We start from the raw sequence: 15,571 nt of genomic DNA on the forward strand, positions 1-15,571 counted from the left end.
TTACGGACTCAATAGCAAAGGTGGTGCGTTACTGGGAACGTCTTATGTGACCATTTTGACAGAGTTACAAGACATCTACGATGTCCTTTATCGCAATGAAATCTGGGAATGGTGCGGGTATCCGGAGTGGAATGAGACGCTATTTTCTTCTCGTAAACGAGAACCGCTTGTGCCGACGGCTTATTGGTATCAAGGGCGGCGCCTGCATGTCGTCGAAATCGATACAGGGGAGAATTTGCATGCAACACTTTGTAATATGCGCCGTTATGAGGGACTCGTGAAACAAGCCGAAAAACGTAGCACACCTGTTCCCCAAGTCTATTATTTTACAAGTGATCGGCTGCGTTTAACGTGGCTCGAAGAAGCGCTGGGCGGACATAAACCGTGGCTGCGGTGTATGCATCATCTTAGAAAAGGAGGAAATATATGATAAGAAGTTTACCAGTCTTCTATCGAATTTATTGTACTTTACAACGAGGAGGATCATCTATATGAGTAAGGACGAAAATTTATTTGATAATCTCATCACCCCACAGCTAGTCCCTACAGTTCCTATTACTCCAGCGCAACAAGCACAACTTTTCACTTTAATCCAACAATTACAAATTGCTATCAATACGTATCTAAATAATCCTAATTTAGTAAATCGTATGACTTTACAAAATAGTTTAATGAATTTATATAACTTTTTACTCACCGAATTTCCTACTGCAACGGAGAGAGACGCTACACGAAATAGTTTATATCTTCTCTTAGCTGTCAACAATCGTTTAGCCTCAGTTACTTCGGCAGAAGTTGGTCAAATCGCGACCATGTTACAATCTCTGTATACTACTTTATCGTTTTTAATGGCAGAATTTGTGATGGACGTTGCCCTACGCAACCAAATTCTCAATATTTTATCTGCTTTGGTGACACGAACAGCCGCTGTTCCTGATGGTGGTGCTGGAGCAACTGGGCCGACTGGACCACAGGGGGTCCCTGGTCCACAAGGTGTTCCTGGGATACAGGGCCTTCCTGGGGCACAAGGAACACAAGGGCCAATAGGGCCTCCAGGACCAGAAGGACCTGAGGGCGAGCAAGGGCCGCAAGGGGTAAGGGCCTCAGGGGCCGCAAGGGGTTCAAGGTGTGGAAGGTGACAATGGTGTTACAGGACCGGTTGGTGCTACAGGAGCCACAGGTGCAACTGGACCGACTGGACCACCTGTACAAGCACCTACGAATGAATATCTATTAGTATCCACATTTCTCAATCAAAGTATAGCCGCAAACGCTCCCGTACGATTTGAAATAGAAAATTTTCAGAATGGAACAGCTGTTACGAGAAATCCTCTTAATGACACTATAATAAATTTAGAAGGAGGACGGACATATTTAATCACATACACATTTACTCCTGTTACTATGACTGCAGGGTTTGCAATTTCTATTGAAATAGACGGTGTTCCATTACCCTATACTACAGTAGCAAAATCTACTAGCAGTAATAGTTTTTCATTGACAATGTCTGCAACTACTATTTTTACCGCTTCGCCCTCAGGAGGAAGTGTTCGACTTGTAAATACTGCCACTAGCATAATAACCATAAATTCAGTTCCTCCGAGACAATCTGGTGCAAGTATGTCAATAGTCGCATTAACTTAAATATAATTTTTGATACAAGGTTATGAACATTCTATCGGGGGTGGTTTAATTTAAATATATATCGTTTTATTTTTATTAATTTTTAAAATTTCCTGGAATATGTAGATGTACAATGAAAACTGGTTCTTTCCCATATTAGTTGAACTCCCGCAACAAACCCTTTTTTCGCAAGGTATCAAAACTATTTCTCCCAAACATAATACGTTTAATAAGCTTTGTTTTATTCCATGTAGGAAGGGGTCTAATTCTGGAATAGAATGAGAAAATGGCTTCTTGATGTTCTGTTACTTCTAAGCAATCGGATATGATAACGAGTTGTAGAAGGACTGCCTGTGTATCCTTGCATAACTAAATATTCATGAATTTTCTTTGAGGAGTATCCTTTTTTAATTAGTACACCCGATGGTTAACTCTTTCATCGACGGTGAGTACTTGGTCTGTATTGAATACAGTAGAAGCTATTGTATAGTTTATAATTCAATTATACTATCTTACGGGCCTTCTATAGTTCTTGAATTGTTGCTGATTTGTGATAAAAAGACTGAAAGAAATAAAAAGTTCGGGTACACAGTGAGCAACGAACTCAGCTTGTTGCATATTTTCCTCAACTGTAGCTATATGTTCCTTACAATTACGTCGGTTTTTATCTTTACTATTTTTTGGGAGAAATAGGTGTTGTTTTCATGGTAGTACACTTTATATGTTCGAACGACTCATATGACTATCTTAATTGAGTCTATGAAGTGATACTTCAGAATGAAATTTTGGAATGGTACGGGTATCCCGAGCGGTAGTGAACAGGGAAATAATTAGGTCTGGATAACAAATCGGTCTAGCCTCAAGGTCTCATTAATAAATGAGTCTACCTTTGTAACGCCGATACTCATTAGTGTTAGTACGAATCCTGCGGGCATAGCAATAGACACAGGGAATAATCAGGTGTGGGTGCGGAATGCAAATATACAAAATGTTTCTTCTATTAACGTAACGCGTTTCATTAAAACCGTTATTGTTAGTGACTCTACGAGCAACAATGTTACAAGCAATATCGTAATTAACCCAACTAACTTATGAAATTTCTTAACATTCTGTCTGCTTTTTTTGACAGGATATGGTATATATCGATAAATAACGTCTGTAAAATTTAGATAAACATATAGAAAAAGCGATAAAGTAACGGCCCTTACCATGGTTAATCACCCCATCACGTAGTAAGAAAAAAGATATCGTAGAAATTTTTGATTGAAATCAATTTATGAGTAGGAATTATATACAGTGGTTATTAAACATATTCGTACGCTGATGGAGTTTGGTACGAAGATACAAGTAGTCGTTGCAAAAAACGGTTACTTATAGGGAGGGATGTTAAATAGAGTTCTGAGAGGAAAATAAGTGAATTCTAAATACAACAATATTTTAATACAAGAGTAATATGTCAAAGCTATAAAAATGCACACAAGGCAACAAAGCAACTTACATAAGCAAGTTGCTTTGTTGAAACTTGTAAGAACAGAAAAAGGTTTCGGTGTTTCGTTGCTGCAGGAAATACAGCTTATGAACAGTATGGATTAAATCAAAATTTTTATACACGAGGAGAGAAAAAATAACAATATTTTTTAATTTGAAATATCTGTCGAGTTTACAGAACTAGTAAACAAAACAACTGATTTAGAAACGACAGTTGAACAATTAGTATGAATTGAAAAAATCAGTGTAAGTATCTCAAAGAGTTAAGAGAATCAGATACGTGTTTTCAAAAACCTGAAAAATGACCCTGATGATTTTTATGCATATCATACGTATTTCCGAGGTAAAGTATCTGTAAGTGGGGTTAAGTATGCATAAGAAGGATTAAGAATATAAGGTGTTTTCGGGATGGCTGTTGTACAAGCTATCTGGATAGTATGAAAAGCAGCTTAACGTAAGGGGCCCATATCATGAATGCGAAAGAAACCAGAATTTACATATTGGATTTGCAAGATCAGCATTGCGCAGCATGTGAACATCGGACAAACGATTCACCTAAGTATTGTATGGTGAATTGTAAGGTAGGAGCAGATTTGTATAGACTGGGGAAACAATTAGCTCCGCGTGCAGAGCAAGTTAGAGAAAGTTCTAGACGGAGAAATTGGGAAACATTGATGCCTAAAATTTTAGAGATGTTACAAAAAAAAATTTCGATGAGTGCAATCGCTGGAGAGATAGGATGCGAAGCAAACACGTTACGGAAGCGACTTAAAAAAATGGGATTATGGCATCCGACAAGCAGAAAACAAATACAAGAAAATGCGCGAAAAAGATGGGATGAACGATGTGAACAAGCTATCATGTTACGTGAAATAGGGCTTACTTATAAAGCAATATGTCAGCAATTAGGGTGTAGTCGGAGCGGTTTGTATCAACAACTCGAAAAAAGAGGATTAAAGTAAGCGTAAAACAGGTATGCCTATAAAACAACAAAATGATAAAAGTATATATATGTTAAGATGGAAATGATAGAAAAAAGAATAGGTGGATTATGAACGTTCAATTGATGGGAAAGAATATCAAAGATTAGAAGATGAGACTACGTATTTAACATACAGCGAAGATTGAATGAAATAGAAATTAAGGCGCTATATTTGTTTATCCAATACATTAGCGGATGGAATAGTAATTAAATATTTAAAATGAGGGATGTGCAGGGAATGATGTTAGAATGAATAGCGAAAAAAACAAAAGCAAGCGGAAAGTATTCGTTTTATAGCATTCATGGAATAAAAAGGTACTATTTAGAGTCACTGCCAAAGTCAATTGAAATTCGTAAAAACATGAATTATGGTAATAACATAAGGATTTGATGGAAAAATCACTTTGTTTGCATACTGTTTTATAAAAAGAGACATATCGCATATTTATTAAAGTCATGTGGCCAGATGTGAAGACAAATAGGGTTGTGCCTTCACAGAAATTAAATGATACATTCATTTAATGTGCTGGGCATCGTGGTAGATGTAGAAAATGATGTTTTCTAAAGGTTAAATTAAAAAAGGGATAAATAGCAACGTTTTATGTTATATTCATATAAATGTTTGTAAATTTATAATGAAATTATCACGTTTTGGGTTACGAATGTATATATTAGAGTGTAGGGTAATATAAAAACATTTTCTGAGAGCATGCTGGTTACATGCTCTTTTTGTGTTTTGTATCATTATTTGGACTAGAACCTTTTTGCAAAAAGAGCATACATTAAAATATAGGATAACCACTTCATTGGTACCTATTTGTTTATACGCATCCCTTTCTATAATAGTGTTTATTTTAAGAGTAGCCATTTTATTTTGGTGGCTCTCTTTTTTTGTATAGGGGAACGTCGGATTGTATTTGATGGGACAGTTGTCAGATAGTTCACATAGACAAATACCTATAGTAGCTAATTGTAGGAAACGAAACTCAAAAGGAACCTTATAATGAATGACGATGAATACAGCCTCTACGTTTCGTATCTATCCAAATCAAGCACAAGCGATCCCAGTCAATAAAAAGATTGACTGGGATCGTTTTGTATGTAATCTTTTCCTATCGATACATACAAAAAACAGGAAGAAAGAGTTTGTCTGGTTAAAGGAAGAGAATCGCATTGTAATTTAGTTGTTTGTTAGCAAAAGTGCAGCATGCATTTATGAAATACATGACAAATGCTAGAAAAGATGATTTGGACAAAGTCTCAACTGAAATCATGAAAAGCCATGATGTGATGGGTATAGAGGATTTGCAAGTATCGTATATGTGATGACAGAATCATAGGTTAATAAAAGCAAGTAGTGAGGTATCCTGGTCAAGTAACGACGTGTGAACGCAGAAGTACGATGGTTCGTTTACTGGAAAAAACAATAGATAAATTGTTGAAGGGGTGGTAATAAAAAAGCCAAGTTGCATTGTCATTTGTGGCTGACAATGCAACTTGGCTAAAGATAAATAAAGGGTAAATCCAAATATGTTTTGGCCTGGATGGCAAGAGGTGTTAGCTCTATTTTTTTACTATAGCAGGGAATGAAGGTACAGATAATGATAAAAATAACTTTTTACAAGGGTAAATAATCATAAAAAGACAACGGATGTAGCTGTATGAAGGATATACTTTGGATATCCAACTTCGTAAAACAGAGAGTATCAGGCTGAGTATATGTTTATGAAAAAGTTAGTGAAAGTTTTTGAAGAACCAAAGATTCTCGTAACAGACAAGGCTCCCGCTCTACTTTGCGCATTCTTTTTATGCGGATACGAAACATTGTACCATTAAGTATCTCAAAAATCTCATTGAACAAGATCATAGACATATTAAAGGTTGTTGGTTTGAATTCCACAGGATTTCAAACTTTTCGTCCTGCTTCACGTACCATTAAAGAAATTAAAACCATTCACGCTATATACAAACAAAGTATTACAGAAGTTATGCCGAACCGCTTAAACTATTTGTGTTTTTTTAAAATTTTGCAACAGAATAATTTATTGTACGTTTTAAACATGATACCGAAAATACAAGTAGGGAAACCGCAGCTAAACTACAGGTTAAAATTACCTATATCTCTGTGGAGATAAGTAATACAAGCAAAAAGAGGTATGTTAAGGTGGAAATTTATAATTTCACGTACCGTAATGAAAAAAATCTCAAAATCAAATATTAGGGTTATTTTTAGTTTATCTTTTCCGCTGCAATAGATATATAGATTCTTTGCCACTTTCTTCGAAAAGGGAAGTAATAAAAATGCTGGTTTTAGGCTTTAGAGTTTTTTATATAACTATTTTTATATATTATTTTTTTGTTATAGAAAATTATCGAAACGACGTAAAAGCCAATTATGCCTCCACCAATGTTTAGAATGATATCATCAATATCAAATAAACGATAGGGACAATTATATAGACCATAGACCCCTGTTAATTGTGTTATTTCAAAGAAAAGAGAAATTGAACTGATAATAAGTAATGTTTGCAGAATTTTGTAACAGAAATAATAACGTAAATATATTCCTAATGGAAATAATAATAGCATATTACATGTCACTTGTATGAACCCACGTTCTTTAAATATATTACTATATGTAATGGGAGAATTCCAAACAATATTCGTTTCCCTTAAAAAATCTGTAACAAATGTAAAGGGAACTAAAGAGTAATGTTGCATCCCTGCTTTTTGTATACTACAGGTATTGAACGTATCTGGTAAAGGGAAGATAACTAAACAATATGCGGATATGCCATATAGTAACAAAGAATACACAATAAACGTATGAAAATAATGAATATAACCATATTTTTTATATTGCCACAATAAAAATGGAATGGAGACGATAGCGACAACAATTAGAAATATAAGAAAAGCAGTTTTAATGGATAGTAGGTACGTTCCCAAGTTCATTTTCCTCCAAAAAATAAAATGTATAGTTGATATCCCTTTTAACCAGTAGGGCTACTAACTTTTTTCTAGTCTATCCGTACTCTGCGTTTATTTCTATCGAATTCTATTACACTATTCTTACATCTTTGTAATAGTATAAGATGGCGTAAAAAAACATTTGGAAATAATTATAAATAATGTAGCTACCATTGAAAATGCAAATGGTGAAGTCTTAAAAATGATGTTTCCTGGAACTTCTTCTAATCTCTTTAAATCGTCAATAATAGGAACGTATTATGTGAAATTTTAGAATAATAAAGACTTTAATCGGATTCAGATTTAATGATTGTATTCAATCAATTAAATAAGGCGCCTGACACAAGCGCTATCTTTTTTGAAAAGGAATTTGAGTTCATTGAAAATAAAAAAATTACAGGGAAAAGACAAATAATCATACCTAAAAATTACTATGATTATTTAGGTATGAGGGATTCTCACCACACCATCCTTATCTCTCAAGGAATTTTTTAAAAACCATCTAAGAAAGATCACACAGTATATGAGGAAGATATTCAAAAAATGTTTCGGGATTAATTGCCAGGGGCTATAAGGGGTGGTGAACTTGCTGAGAAGCTTTCAAAAAGAATTGCAGAATACGAACAGTTTTTAGAGTATAAGATCGAGCAATTTCAAAAAAGAGGGGAGGTTCTGTAGTAAGGATAATAATTTTCATATATTTGAAATTTCTTTTGGCGAAAAAGATGGAGAAACGGATTAGAAAGTTAGAAAAAAGACAAAAAAGTTTGTAGATGAATATGAAAAAAATTAGGTATCGGTAGGATACTTAAAGGTAATCTAAGTGAGTATAGAGTGTAGGTTAGACGATACAGGGAACTGAAATTTGCTTAGCATATGTGTACGATAGGGAAGACAGTTTCACTCCTCGTTTTTTGACTGTCTATATACGGTTGTATAGTCTCACTTGATACATTTCCAGCAGTAGAAACAAAATAGGAACGAGTCCACAGGCTTGGCAAGTGCTGAAGATGAGGAAATGCCTCTCTTACTTTTTAGAAGTCATTCCTTTGAATTTCGCCATTGTATCAGCAGGGCTGTGTGTCGGTAGTGTATACAAGAATACGCCTTAAAAAAGAAAAAATTCACATACTTGTTTATTCTATCGCCTCGTGCAATTCATTGAGTACAATGCGAAAGTAGTTGGTATAAAGGTTGAATATGTAAGTCTTTTTTATACAAGTCAAACATGCCCCAAATGCACTGAAAAGAAAAAGGCGTAAGATAGAAAATATAAGTGCCTCTGTGGATTTGAGAAACATCGTGAAACCATCTTTGCATGTGGCGATGGAAAGGTAGTGAGCGTTTGTTTTGATGTACGTAGGAAGGGAAAGTGTATTACATAGCGTAAGAAGGTATATCTTTTCATGTATGGTGTGATCTCTTGTGCATATATATATGAAACAAAACGCTTTACACCCGATAAGTATCTCAAGCCATGAGGGGGAGAAATATGGTTACCATTAGTTTATGTATGATTGTAAAAGATGAGGAACATGTATTGGAACGTTGTCTAGAATCTGTAAAAGGAATACCCGATGAAATTATTATTGTGGATACCGGTTCTACAGATCAGACGAAACAAATAGCAAACAGATGGACGAAGTGCGTCTATGATTTCAAATGGGTGTATGATTTTTCAGCTGCACGGAATGAAGCATTTCAACATGCTACCATGGATTATATCTTTTGGCTCGATGCAGACGATGTGCTGATGCGAGAAGAGGCGAACAGGCTGAGGATGTTAAAAAATGTGTTAGACCAAAGTGTGGATGCCGTATCGATGAAATACCATGCTGATTTTGATGTACAAGGTAATGTGACGGGGAGTGTCATCCGCCATCGCTTATTCAAGCGAGAAAAACAATATCGATGGACGGGTGTGGTGCATGAGCATATTGAAGTGCCCTCGACAGATACCATTTGGGCCAGTGATATTGTCGTGACGCACCAACCACCAAATAATGAGCGTTCCATACGGAATCTGGACTTATATGAACGTTACCTGAAACGAGGCGGCACATTAACACCACACGATTTATTTCATTACGGCAGAGAATTGTCAATGCACGAACGTTACGAGGATGCGATTGACATATTTAATATTTACTTAAAGACACCAGGGATTGCACCAGATATCCGGCTCTTTATTCTAAATGAACTTGCTTCGTGTTATTTTTTTATACAAAATATAGAAAAAGAAGAAGAGGTGGCATTTCAATCCCTGGCATATGCAATGCCGCAACCTGTATTTTGTTGCCGTTTAGGAGAATCGTTCTTACGAAAAGGAGATGTCCATACCGCTATGTTTTGGTATGAGCTGGCTCTCCAAGTACCAGTAACATATTCCTGGTCTCAAGATAAAATTGCCTTTCGCACGTGGTTTCCACATAAACAATTGGGTGAGTGTTATGAACATCTCAAACAGGAGGAAAAAGCGATTTCGCATTATGAGCAGGTACTGACGTATCTACCAGATGAAGAAATACAGCGTAAATTGCGAAAGCTTGTAGAGAAACAAGGGGAAGAATAAAACCTCCGTTTATCTGATCACCTAAAAAGGTGCGCTTCCATCACAATTTTATATATGAGAACGACAATAAGGACCTTGTTTCTTTCTCAGCCGTTATGCAGAGAGATTCTTTGAGAAAAGCTCTCTGTTTATTTTAGGTGTAATTTGCCCATTGGTAAAGTGTGTGTATATCCTCATAGAAGTCAGGTCCACTGAAAGCCATGTGATAATTACAGCCCTTCCCAAACGAGAAAGCTCATCGTCTTACGGCATGGGATGAAAGTGAGGTTGGATACGGAGTGCTACCAAAAAACCGTAAGGTCTGTGGCACTTTAAGTATCCAAAATGCTGGTATTATTTTTTTGTCTGTTTGTTTCAGTTCTATACGTTGGAGCGATGAATATTCGCTACGCAACTGTGGTTGGCGGTAATAGTCAATCAGCCTAAGAACCTATATGGTCTGTCTTAGGAGGGGGGATGACACACCCTCATCTTGAAGGCTGTTCAAAACAGAAATGGACTGCGAACGTTTCGTCATTCAGGAATCCCATCCGTTACACCGTAAGGTGTAGGACTTGCGGCTTTAGCCGTGGGAGTATCAAATGATTTATCATTTTAGCCAAGAAGACTCCTTCCTCAAGGAACGCGAAGTTAGTAGGTGGGAGATGAATTGGCTTCGGACAAGGGATGGCAGGAAGCCATCTTAATTGTTCGACATACATAAACTGTTACTTCACTATCTACCGAACGCATGTTTGTTGTACAATAGAAACATACCGAAATGGAGGTGAAATGAATGATGATTAATAAAGCATATAAATTTCGTATCTATCCAAATAAAGCACAAGCAACCCTAATCAATAAAACGATTGGCTGTTCTCGTTTTGTATTCAATCATTTCCTATCTCTATGGGATAATGCATACAAAGAAACAGGGAAAGGTTTGACATATGGTACATGCTCTGCCAAACTCCCTGCCATGAAGAAAGAGTTTGTTTGGCTAAAAGAAGTGGATAGTATCGCGATTCAGTCGTCTGTTCGCAACCTTGCGGATGCTTATACACGCCTTTTCAAAAAACAAAACAATGCCCCGCGTTTCAAATCTAAGAAGAACAACGTACAATCTTATACCACAAAACAAACAAATGAAAACATTGCCATTGTAGGAAACAAAATAAAATTGCCAAAACTAGGTCTTGTTCGATTTGCCAAAAGTCGTGAAGTAACAGGACGTATTTTAAATGCTACAGTTAGACGGAACCTTTCTGGCAGATACTTTGTGTCATTGTTAGTTGAAACAGAAGTGCAAGAACTTCCGAAAACAAACTCTTACATTGGAATGGATGTGGGACTAAAAGATTTCGCCATTTTGTCAGATGGAACAACCTATGAAAATCCGAAGTTTTTTCGATCATTAGAAGAGAAGTTGGCAAAAGCACAGCGTGTTCTTTCTAGAAGAATGAAAGGATCTTCTCGCTGGAATAAACAACGAGTAAAAGTAGCTAGAATTCATGAATACATGACGAATGCTAGAAAAGATTACTTGGACAAAATCTCGACTGAAATCATCAAAAACCACGATGTTATCGGTATAGAGGATTTGCAAGTATCAAATATGTTAAAGAATCATAAGTTAGCAAAAGCAATTAGTGAGGTATCATGGTCTCAGTTTCGAACTATGTTGGAATACAAAGCAAAATGGTACGGCAAACAAGTCATTGTTGTATCGAAAACATTTGCTTCAAGCCAATTATGTTCTTGTTGTGGATATCAAAACAAAGACGTTAAAAATCTAAACCTACGTAAATGGGACTGCCCTTCTTGCCTTACAAACCATGATAGGGATATTAACGCAAGTATCAATCTAAAGAATGAAGCGATAAGGCTTCTAACCGCAAGGACTGTGGAGATAGCCTAATAAATTAGAGTTCGATAGAACTCTTTACTTAGGAATCCCCCTCTTCTAAACGAAGTGAAAGTGGGGGTAGTTCAATTGTCTCGTACCAATGTATGATTTCCAGCTGTTGAAGGGTACCATTTTTATATTGTTATAAATTTGAAAAGAATTTTAACTCTTTTTAATGGAATTGGACAAAGATCTAACACAACATAAAATATTTTTTCATAACATACAGTATCGAATGAAAAAGAGGGATTAATATGAAACTGGACATACTACTAAAACTCCTTATTAACCTCGATTCACTTTCTAGTAGCTCTCATTCATTCGAATGAAGTATATCCAACCCCTAACCACTAATATTCCCTACAATAAACACGGTCTATATCTATTTGCACATCATATAAAACTAATTATGTTAGGTATGTAGAATGGTGTTAGAAACAGGCTATATTTCCCTCTGACAAACACAAAAAGATAGTTTCACTAGTTTGCAAAAATGGATACCGAATACATGAATCGAAAGCTGATTAGGAGGGGAATATAGTTTGATTTACAATATATCCACTATATTTCAAGAAACGTCATTTTACAATGGAGGGTATATTTCTTGTTTGCCAGATTCACAAAACAGTATAAAAGGGGGGAAAATAAATGAGTGGAAATATAATACCTATGATTACACCAACTGTTCCTATTACACCTATACAAGAAACGGAGCTCATCAACTTATTTTCTATTCTACAAACGACTGCCACAGCTTATTTTGCAAATCCAGACGTTATTAATCGTCAAGAATTACAGGGATCATTAAACCAATTATACATCTTTTTACGAGATCAATTTCCAACGGTAGATGGACGTAATGCGACTAGATACAGTATGTTTCTTCTTTTAACAACAGTGAATCAGTTAGCTGGAGCACCTGAGGTTAGTCAAATTGCGAATTTATTACAAGCTCTATATAATTCACTTTCTATCTTTATAGCAGAATTAATACCCTCTAGCCTTGCCGTTAAAAATCAACTTTTTAATATACTTCTATCCTTAGTTTCTATTACAGCAATTACATCATTTGGTATACCAGGACCTACAGGGCCAATAGGCCCAACAGGACTTTCAGGATTACAGGGGCCGCAGGGATTGCCAGGGCCTCAAGGACCACAAGGATTACAAGGAAATCCAGGGCCTCAAGGACCAGAGGGACCTCAAGGGGACCCAGGTCCTCCGGGGATAGGCGGTATACAAGGACCTCAAGGACCTCAAGGGATGAAGGGACCTCAGGGAGATGCAGGTGCGACAGGACCCGTTGGCCCTACAGGACCGACTGGGCCTACGGGACCTAAAGGCGCAACGGGCGGATCATTGGCGCTGTTTGGGAATATACGTGTTAATCCATCGACGTAGGTATAGCGTCTTAGGATACGGAGAATGATCAAGTTTGGATGAGAACGAATGTTTCCAAAGGTGCGACGATTACCAGCGGTGGAAAGATTAATTTGCCAAGCTTATAAGATTTTTTCACGCCTTAATCAGAAGGCGTGTTACATAGTCACTTGATTAAGAATTGGTTAGAGGCCTCTCAGTTGGAGGTTCTGGTGCAAAAAAGCGAAATGATTTGAAAATGCTCTTTCAAACTTGGCAATACTGGTGCTATTACTAAAAAAAGGTGTGTGATCAGTATGGAAAAAGAAAATATATTCAAATGGAAACAGTATCAGCCTGATATCATTGTATTAACCGTACGTTGGTACCTGCGGTACAACTTAAGTCTTCGTGATTTAGTGGAAATGATGGAGGAAAGAGGATTATTCTTAGTACATACAACAATTATGCGATGGGTGCATCAATATGGACCAGAATTAAATGAGCGTATTCGAAAACATTTGAAACCAACCAATGATTCTTGGCGTGTGGATGAAACATACATCAAAATCAAAGGAGAGAAAATGTACTTATATCGCGCGATTGATTCTGAAGGAAACACGATTGATTTTTATTTAAGTCGTAAAAGAGATGCGAAGGCTGCCAAACGTTTTCTAAAGAAAGCCTTGGCTTCTGTTCATGCCACAAAACCTCGTTCGATAACTGCTGATGGCGATAAAGCCTATCCTGTTGCAGTACGTGAACTAAAGGAAGAAAAGTGTATACCACACGGTATACCACTTCGTGTAAAAAAATAGTAACTACTCAGCTTCTTCAAATAAAAAAACAGGCCAAATACATGTTTCCGATTCGAAAACATGAAAAGAAAATACTCCAATCAGAGAAAGAATCTATGCCAAATAGAGAAATTCTCTTATGAAGTCGTGTTATTCCAAGGAACCGTTCTAGTTTCTATGACTTGGTTTATCGCTTGTAAGACCGATTGTTTTTGTTTTTTCATGGTACTCATAAAGCTTCGTATCTGACAAAAAGATTCTGCGCCTTTCTTACTTCGGAAAGTCCCAGACACTTTCTGTTTTACTTTCGTCATCCGAATATCCCGTTCTGCTTGATTGTTATCAAATGGAATGGCTGGATGTTCTAAAAACGCTAGAATTCTGTCAGAATACTTGACGAAGCGATTCCATAAATTTTGAGAAGGCGTCTGCTTTCCTTTCTTCTTTTGTTTCGTGGAAAGAATCTGTTGTTCTTTCAATATGGATTGATACATAATAAACAGATTCTTTTGCGTCGCTTTTGGCATGGTACCTTCGGATTGCTTTTTCATCGTCAACGCTTGCGTTAGAAATTTCTGCATCTGTTGTGCCCATTGTTCTCCAGTACTATCTATAATTCCTTGTAAATCTCGTAAGAGATGGGCATTACATAAAACGTGACGACAATCTGTATACGCATCATACGATTTCCAACCATCATGCATCGCAATTCCAGAAAAAGATGGCAAGATTTCTCCAGCATCCATTGCTTCTTTTCCACGTTTTTGATGAATATGTTGCAATGTCACCTCCGGTGTACTGGCAGTATGTAACCATTGTGTTTTGTTTTCTACACGCATACCAGTTTCATCAAAATGGACAACAGGAGACTGCAGAATCTTTTCCTTTACTTCTTTTATGAATGGCTGCAATTGAGAAGCGAAAGCCTGTGTATGATTTACCAGGGTTCCTTCGCTTATAGAATGTCCAAAACAATCCTGAAAGAATTCTTTTGTTCGCTTCAAAGAAATGCATTGATAATGCGTTAAATAGGGAATCAGTCTTTTTATATTTGGACCATATTGAACAGGACGAGATACTGTCGAAGGAAATTGGGCTTCTTGGATAGAATGGCAATGTGGGCATTCTTTCTGTTCTACTTTATGTTCTGTCACTTCGATCTGAATAGGTGGTAAGTCATACACTTGGCGAATGCGATACCCTTTTACAGGCTCGTGGTTCAAGGAAGTATGACAACAAGTACAATATGTAGGAGAATGTGTAATCGTATGATCTGGAGTCGCTGTCAAACCAAGAGTATGTCCCTTGTGGCCCAACTGGCCACCCGTTTGACGATGAGACGGTTTGCGCAAACTTTTTGTAACGGGCTTACCCAAACCATCTGTAGAAGGTGGCTTATGACTATTTTTGGAGTTTTTTTTTGAAGCATTTTCTAGTTCTTGTATACGTTTTTCTAACTTAGAAAATGTTTCTTCAAATAAAGAAATAACAGCTTCAGGTCCTTTTTTATATGTATCTAAAATAATTTTTCGATCGACCATAAGATTCACCTCCCCTGTTTGATATACTCAGTATTTACAAATGGGAGGCATATGAAACTAGTAAAATTTAAAAAAGACACCGAAAGGTGGCTGAGTAGTTACACAATATCATTGAGCAAGATCATCGGTTTATCAAAAAACGGATTCGGAATATGCTAGGATTGAAATCATTCCCTACAGCTATAAAAATGATTACTGGAATAGAAGCTATGCATATGATCAAAAAAGGACAAACTCTCCAAGGGGAGAAGTCTGTCCAAAAGCAGATATATCTTATCAATGAACTCTTTGGTTTAACAGCATAAAGTTCCATTCCGTTAGGAATCTTCTATTCTTTTTTCACATTCCACTATT

Annotated in this window: 10 protein-coding genes and 6 pseudogenes; 13 read left to right on the forward strand and 3 right to left on the reverse strand. The window is 36.6% G+C overall.

All coding sequences use genetic code 11. The features are described from left to right. Window positions 1-55: 55 nt before the first annotated feature. The 7 genes and pseudogenes from MHH55_RS31285 to MHH55_RS31315 form a co-directional block, all read left to right on the forward strand. The gene (locus tag MHH55_RS31285) at window positions 56-430 is read left to right on the forward strand and encodes a hypothetical protein (RefSeq protein ID WP_340882096.1); all 375 of its coding nucleotides are present in this window, start codon (window positions 56-58) and stop codon (window positions 428-430) included. 61 nt (window positions 431-491) lie between these two features. Further along, the gene (locus MHH55_RS31290) at window positions 492-1,139 is read left to right on the forward strand and encodes a collagen-like repeat preface domain-containing protein (RefSeq protein ID WP_078187604.1); all 648 of its coding nucleotides are present in this window, start codon (window positions 492-494) and stop codon (window positions 1,137-1,139) included. Next, complete coding sequence (locus MHH55_RS31295) at window positions 1,129-1,644, forward strand: hypothetical protein (protein ID WP_078187605.1); 516 nt, start codon at window positions 1,129-1,131, stop codon at window positions 1,642-1,644. The genes MHH55_RS31290 and MHH55_RS31295 overlap by 11 nt, the downstream gene beginning before the upstream one ends. A 1,937-nt stretch (window positions 1,645-3,581) precedes the next feature. After that, a complete protein-coding gene (locus MHH55_RS31300) occupies window positions 3,582-4,073 on the forward strand; it encodes a sigma-70 family RNA polymerase sigma factor (protein WP_254849787.1) in 492 nt (163 codons plus the stop codon). A gap of 1,027 nt (window positions 4,074-5,100) precedes the next feature. After that, window positions 5,101-5,277, forward strand: coding sequence for a helix-turn-helix domain-containing protein (locus MHH55_RS31305; RefSeq protein WP_078187606.1), 177 nt, complete (start codon window positions 5,101-5,103; stop codon window positions 5,275-5,277). Between the two features lie 34 nt (window positions 5,278-5,311). Continuing rightward, window positions 5,312-5,467: pseudogene (locus MHH55_RS31310) on the forward strand (IS200/IS605 family element RNA-guided endonuclease TnpB); the annotation flags it as partial. A gap of 289 nt (window positions 5,468-5,756) precedes the next feature. Then, window positions 5,757-6,069 (forward strand): annotated as a pseudogene (locus tag MHH55_RS31315) (DDE-type integrase/transposase/recombinase); the annotation flags it as partial. Window positions 6,070-6,403: 334 nt separating this feature from the next. On the opposite strand, the gene MHH55_RS31320 reads toward MHH55_RS31315, so the two are convergent. Next, window positions 6,404-7,042: a VanZ family protein gene (locus MHH55_RS31320; protein ID WP_139362520.1), complete on the reverse strand. Its 639-nt coding sequence runs from the start codon at window positions 7,040-7,042 to the stop codon at window positions 6,404-6,406. An 890-nt stretch (window positions 7,043-7,932) separates the two neighbouring features. Continuing rightward, a pseudogene (locus MHH55_RS31325) lies at window positions 7,933-8,055 on the reverse strand (transposase); the annotation flags it as partial. Between the two features lie 126 nt (window positions 8,056-8,181). On the opposite strand from MHH55_RS31325, the pseudogene MHH55_RS31330 reads away from it, so the two are divergent. The 5 genes and pseudogenes from MHH55_RS31330 to MHH55_RS31355 form a co-directional block, all read left to right on the forward strand. Next, window positions 8,182-8,322, forward strand: a pseudogene (locus MHH55_RS31330) (zinc ribbon domain-containing protein); the annotation flags it as partial. Between the two features lie 233 nt (window positions 8,323-8,555). Next, a complete protein-coding gene (locus tag MHH55_RS31335) occupies window positions 8,556-9,635 on the forward strand; it encodes a tetratricopeptide repeat-containing glycosyltransferase family 2 protein (protein WP_078187608.1) in 1,080 nt (359 codons plus the stop codon). Window positions 9,636-10,410: 775 nt separating this feature from the next. Continuing rightward, on the forward strand, window positions 10,411-11,532 hold the full coding sequence (tnpB, locus tag MHH55_RS31340; RefSeq protein WP_340882104.1) for an IS200/IS605 family element RNA-guided endonuclease TnpB: 1,122 nt from the start codon (window positions 10,411-10,413) through the stop codon (window positions 11,530-11,532). A 636-nt stretch (window positions 11,533-12,168) separates the two neighbouring features. Then, the gene (locus MHH55_RS36560; RefSeq protein ID WP_078188168.1) at window positions 12,169-12,921 is read left to right on the forward strand and encodes a collagen-like repeat preface domain-containing protein; all 753 of its coding nucleotides are present in this window, start codon (window positions 12,169-12,171) and stop codon (window positions 12,919-12,921) included. A gap of 275 nt (window positions 12,922-13,196) precedes the next feature. Then, window positions 13,197-13,685 (forward strand): annotated as a pseudogene (locus tag MHH55_RS31355) (IS6 family transposase); the annotation flags it as partial. 128 nt (window positions 13,686-13,813) lie between these two features. Here the strand turns inward: MHH55_RS31355 and tnpC are convergent. Then, complete coding sequence (gene tnpC / locus MHH55_RS31360; RefSeq protein ID WP_100910632.1) at window positions 13,814-15,217, reverse strand: IS66 family transposase; 1,404 nt, start codon at window positions 15,215-15,217, stop codon at window positions 13,814-13,816. A gap of 98 nt (window positions 15,218-15,315) precedes the next feature. Here tnpC and MHH55_RS31365 point away from each other — a divergent pair. Next, window positions 15,316-15,522 (forward strand): annotated as a pseudogene (locus MHH55_RS31365) (DDE-type integrase/transposase/recombinase); the annotation flags it as partial. Window positions 15,523-15,571 lie beyond the last annotated feature (49 nt).

The organism is Bacillus sp. FSL K6-2944, from assembly GCF_038005385.1.
Classification (GTDB): domain Bacteria; phylum Bacillota; class Bacilli; order Bacillales; family Bacillaceae_G; genus Bacillus_A; species Bacillus_A cereus.

Coding starts and splice junctions, on each gene's coding strand:
- MHH55_RS31290 (WP_078187604.1), top strand. CDS start 492: ATGAGTAAGGACGAAAATTTATTTGATAATCTCATCACCCCACAGCTA.
- MHH55_RS31300 (WP_254849787.1), top strand. CDS start 3,582: ATGAATGCGAAAGAAACCAGAATTTACATATTGGATTTGCAAGATCAG.
- MHH55_RS31305 (WP_078187606.1), top strand. CDS start 5,101: ATGACGATGAATACAGCCTCTACGTTTCGTATCTATCCAAATCAAGCA.
- MHH55_RS31335 (WP_078187608.1), top strand. CDS start 8,556: ATGGTTACCATTAGTTTATGTATGATTGTAAAAGATGAGGAACATGTA.
- tnpB (WP_340882104.1), top strand. CDS start 10,411: ATGATGATTAATAAAGCATATAAATTTCGTATCTATCCAAATAAAGCA.
- MHH55_RS36560 (WP_078188168.1), top strand. CDS start 12,169: ATGAGTGGAAATATAATACCTATGATTACACCAACTGTTCCTATTACA.
- tnpC (WP_100910632.1), bottom strand. CDS start 15,217: ATGGTCGATCGAAAAATTATTTTAGATACATATAAAAAAGGACCTGAA.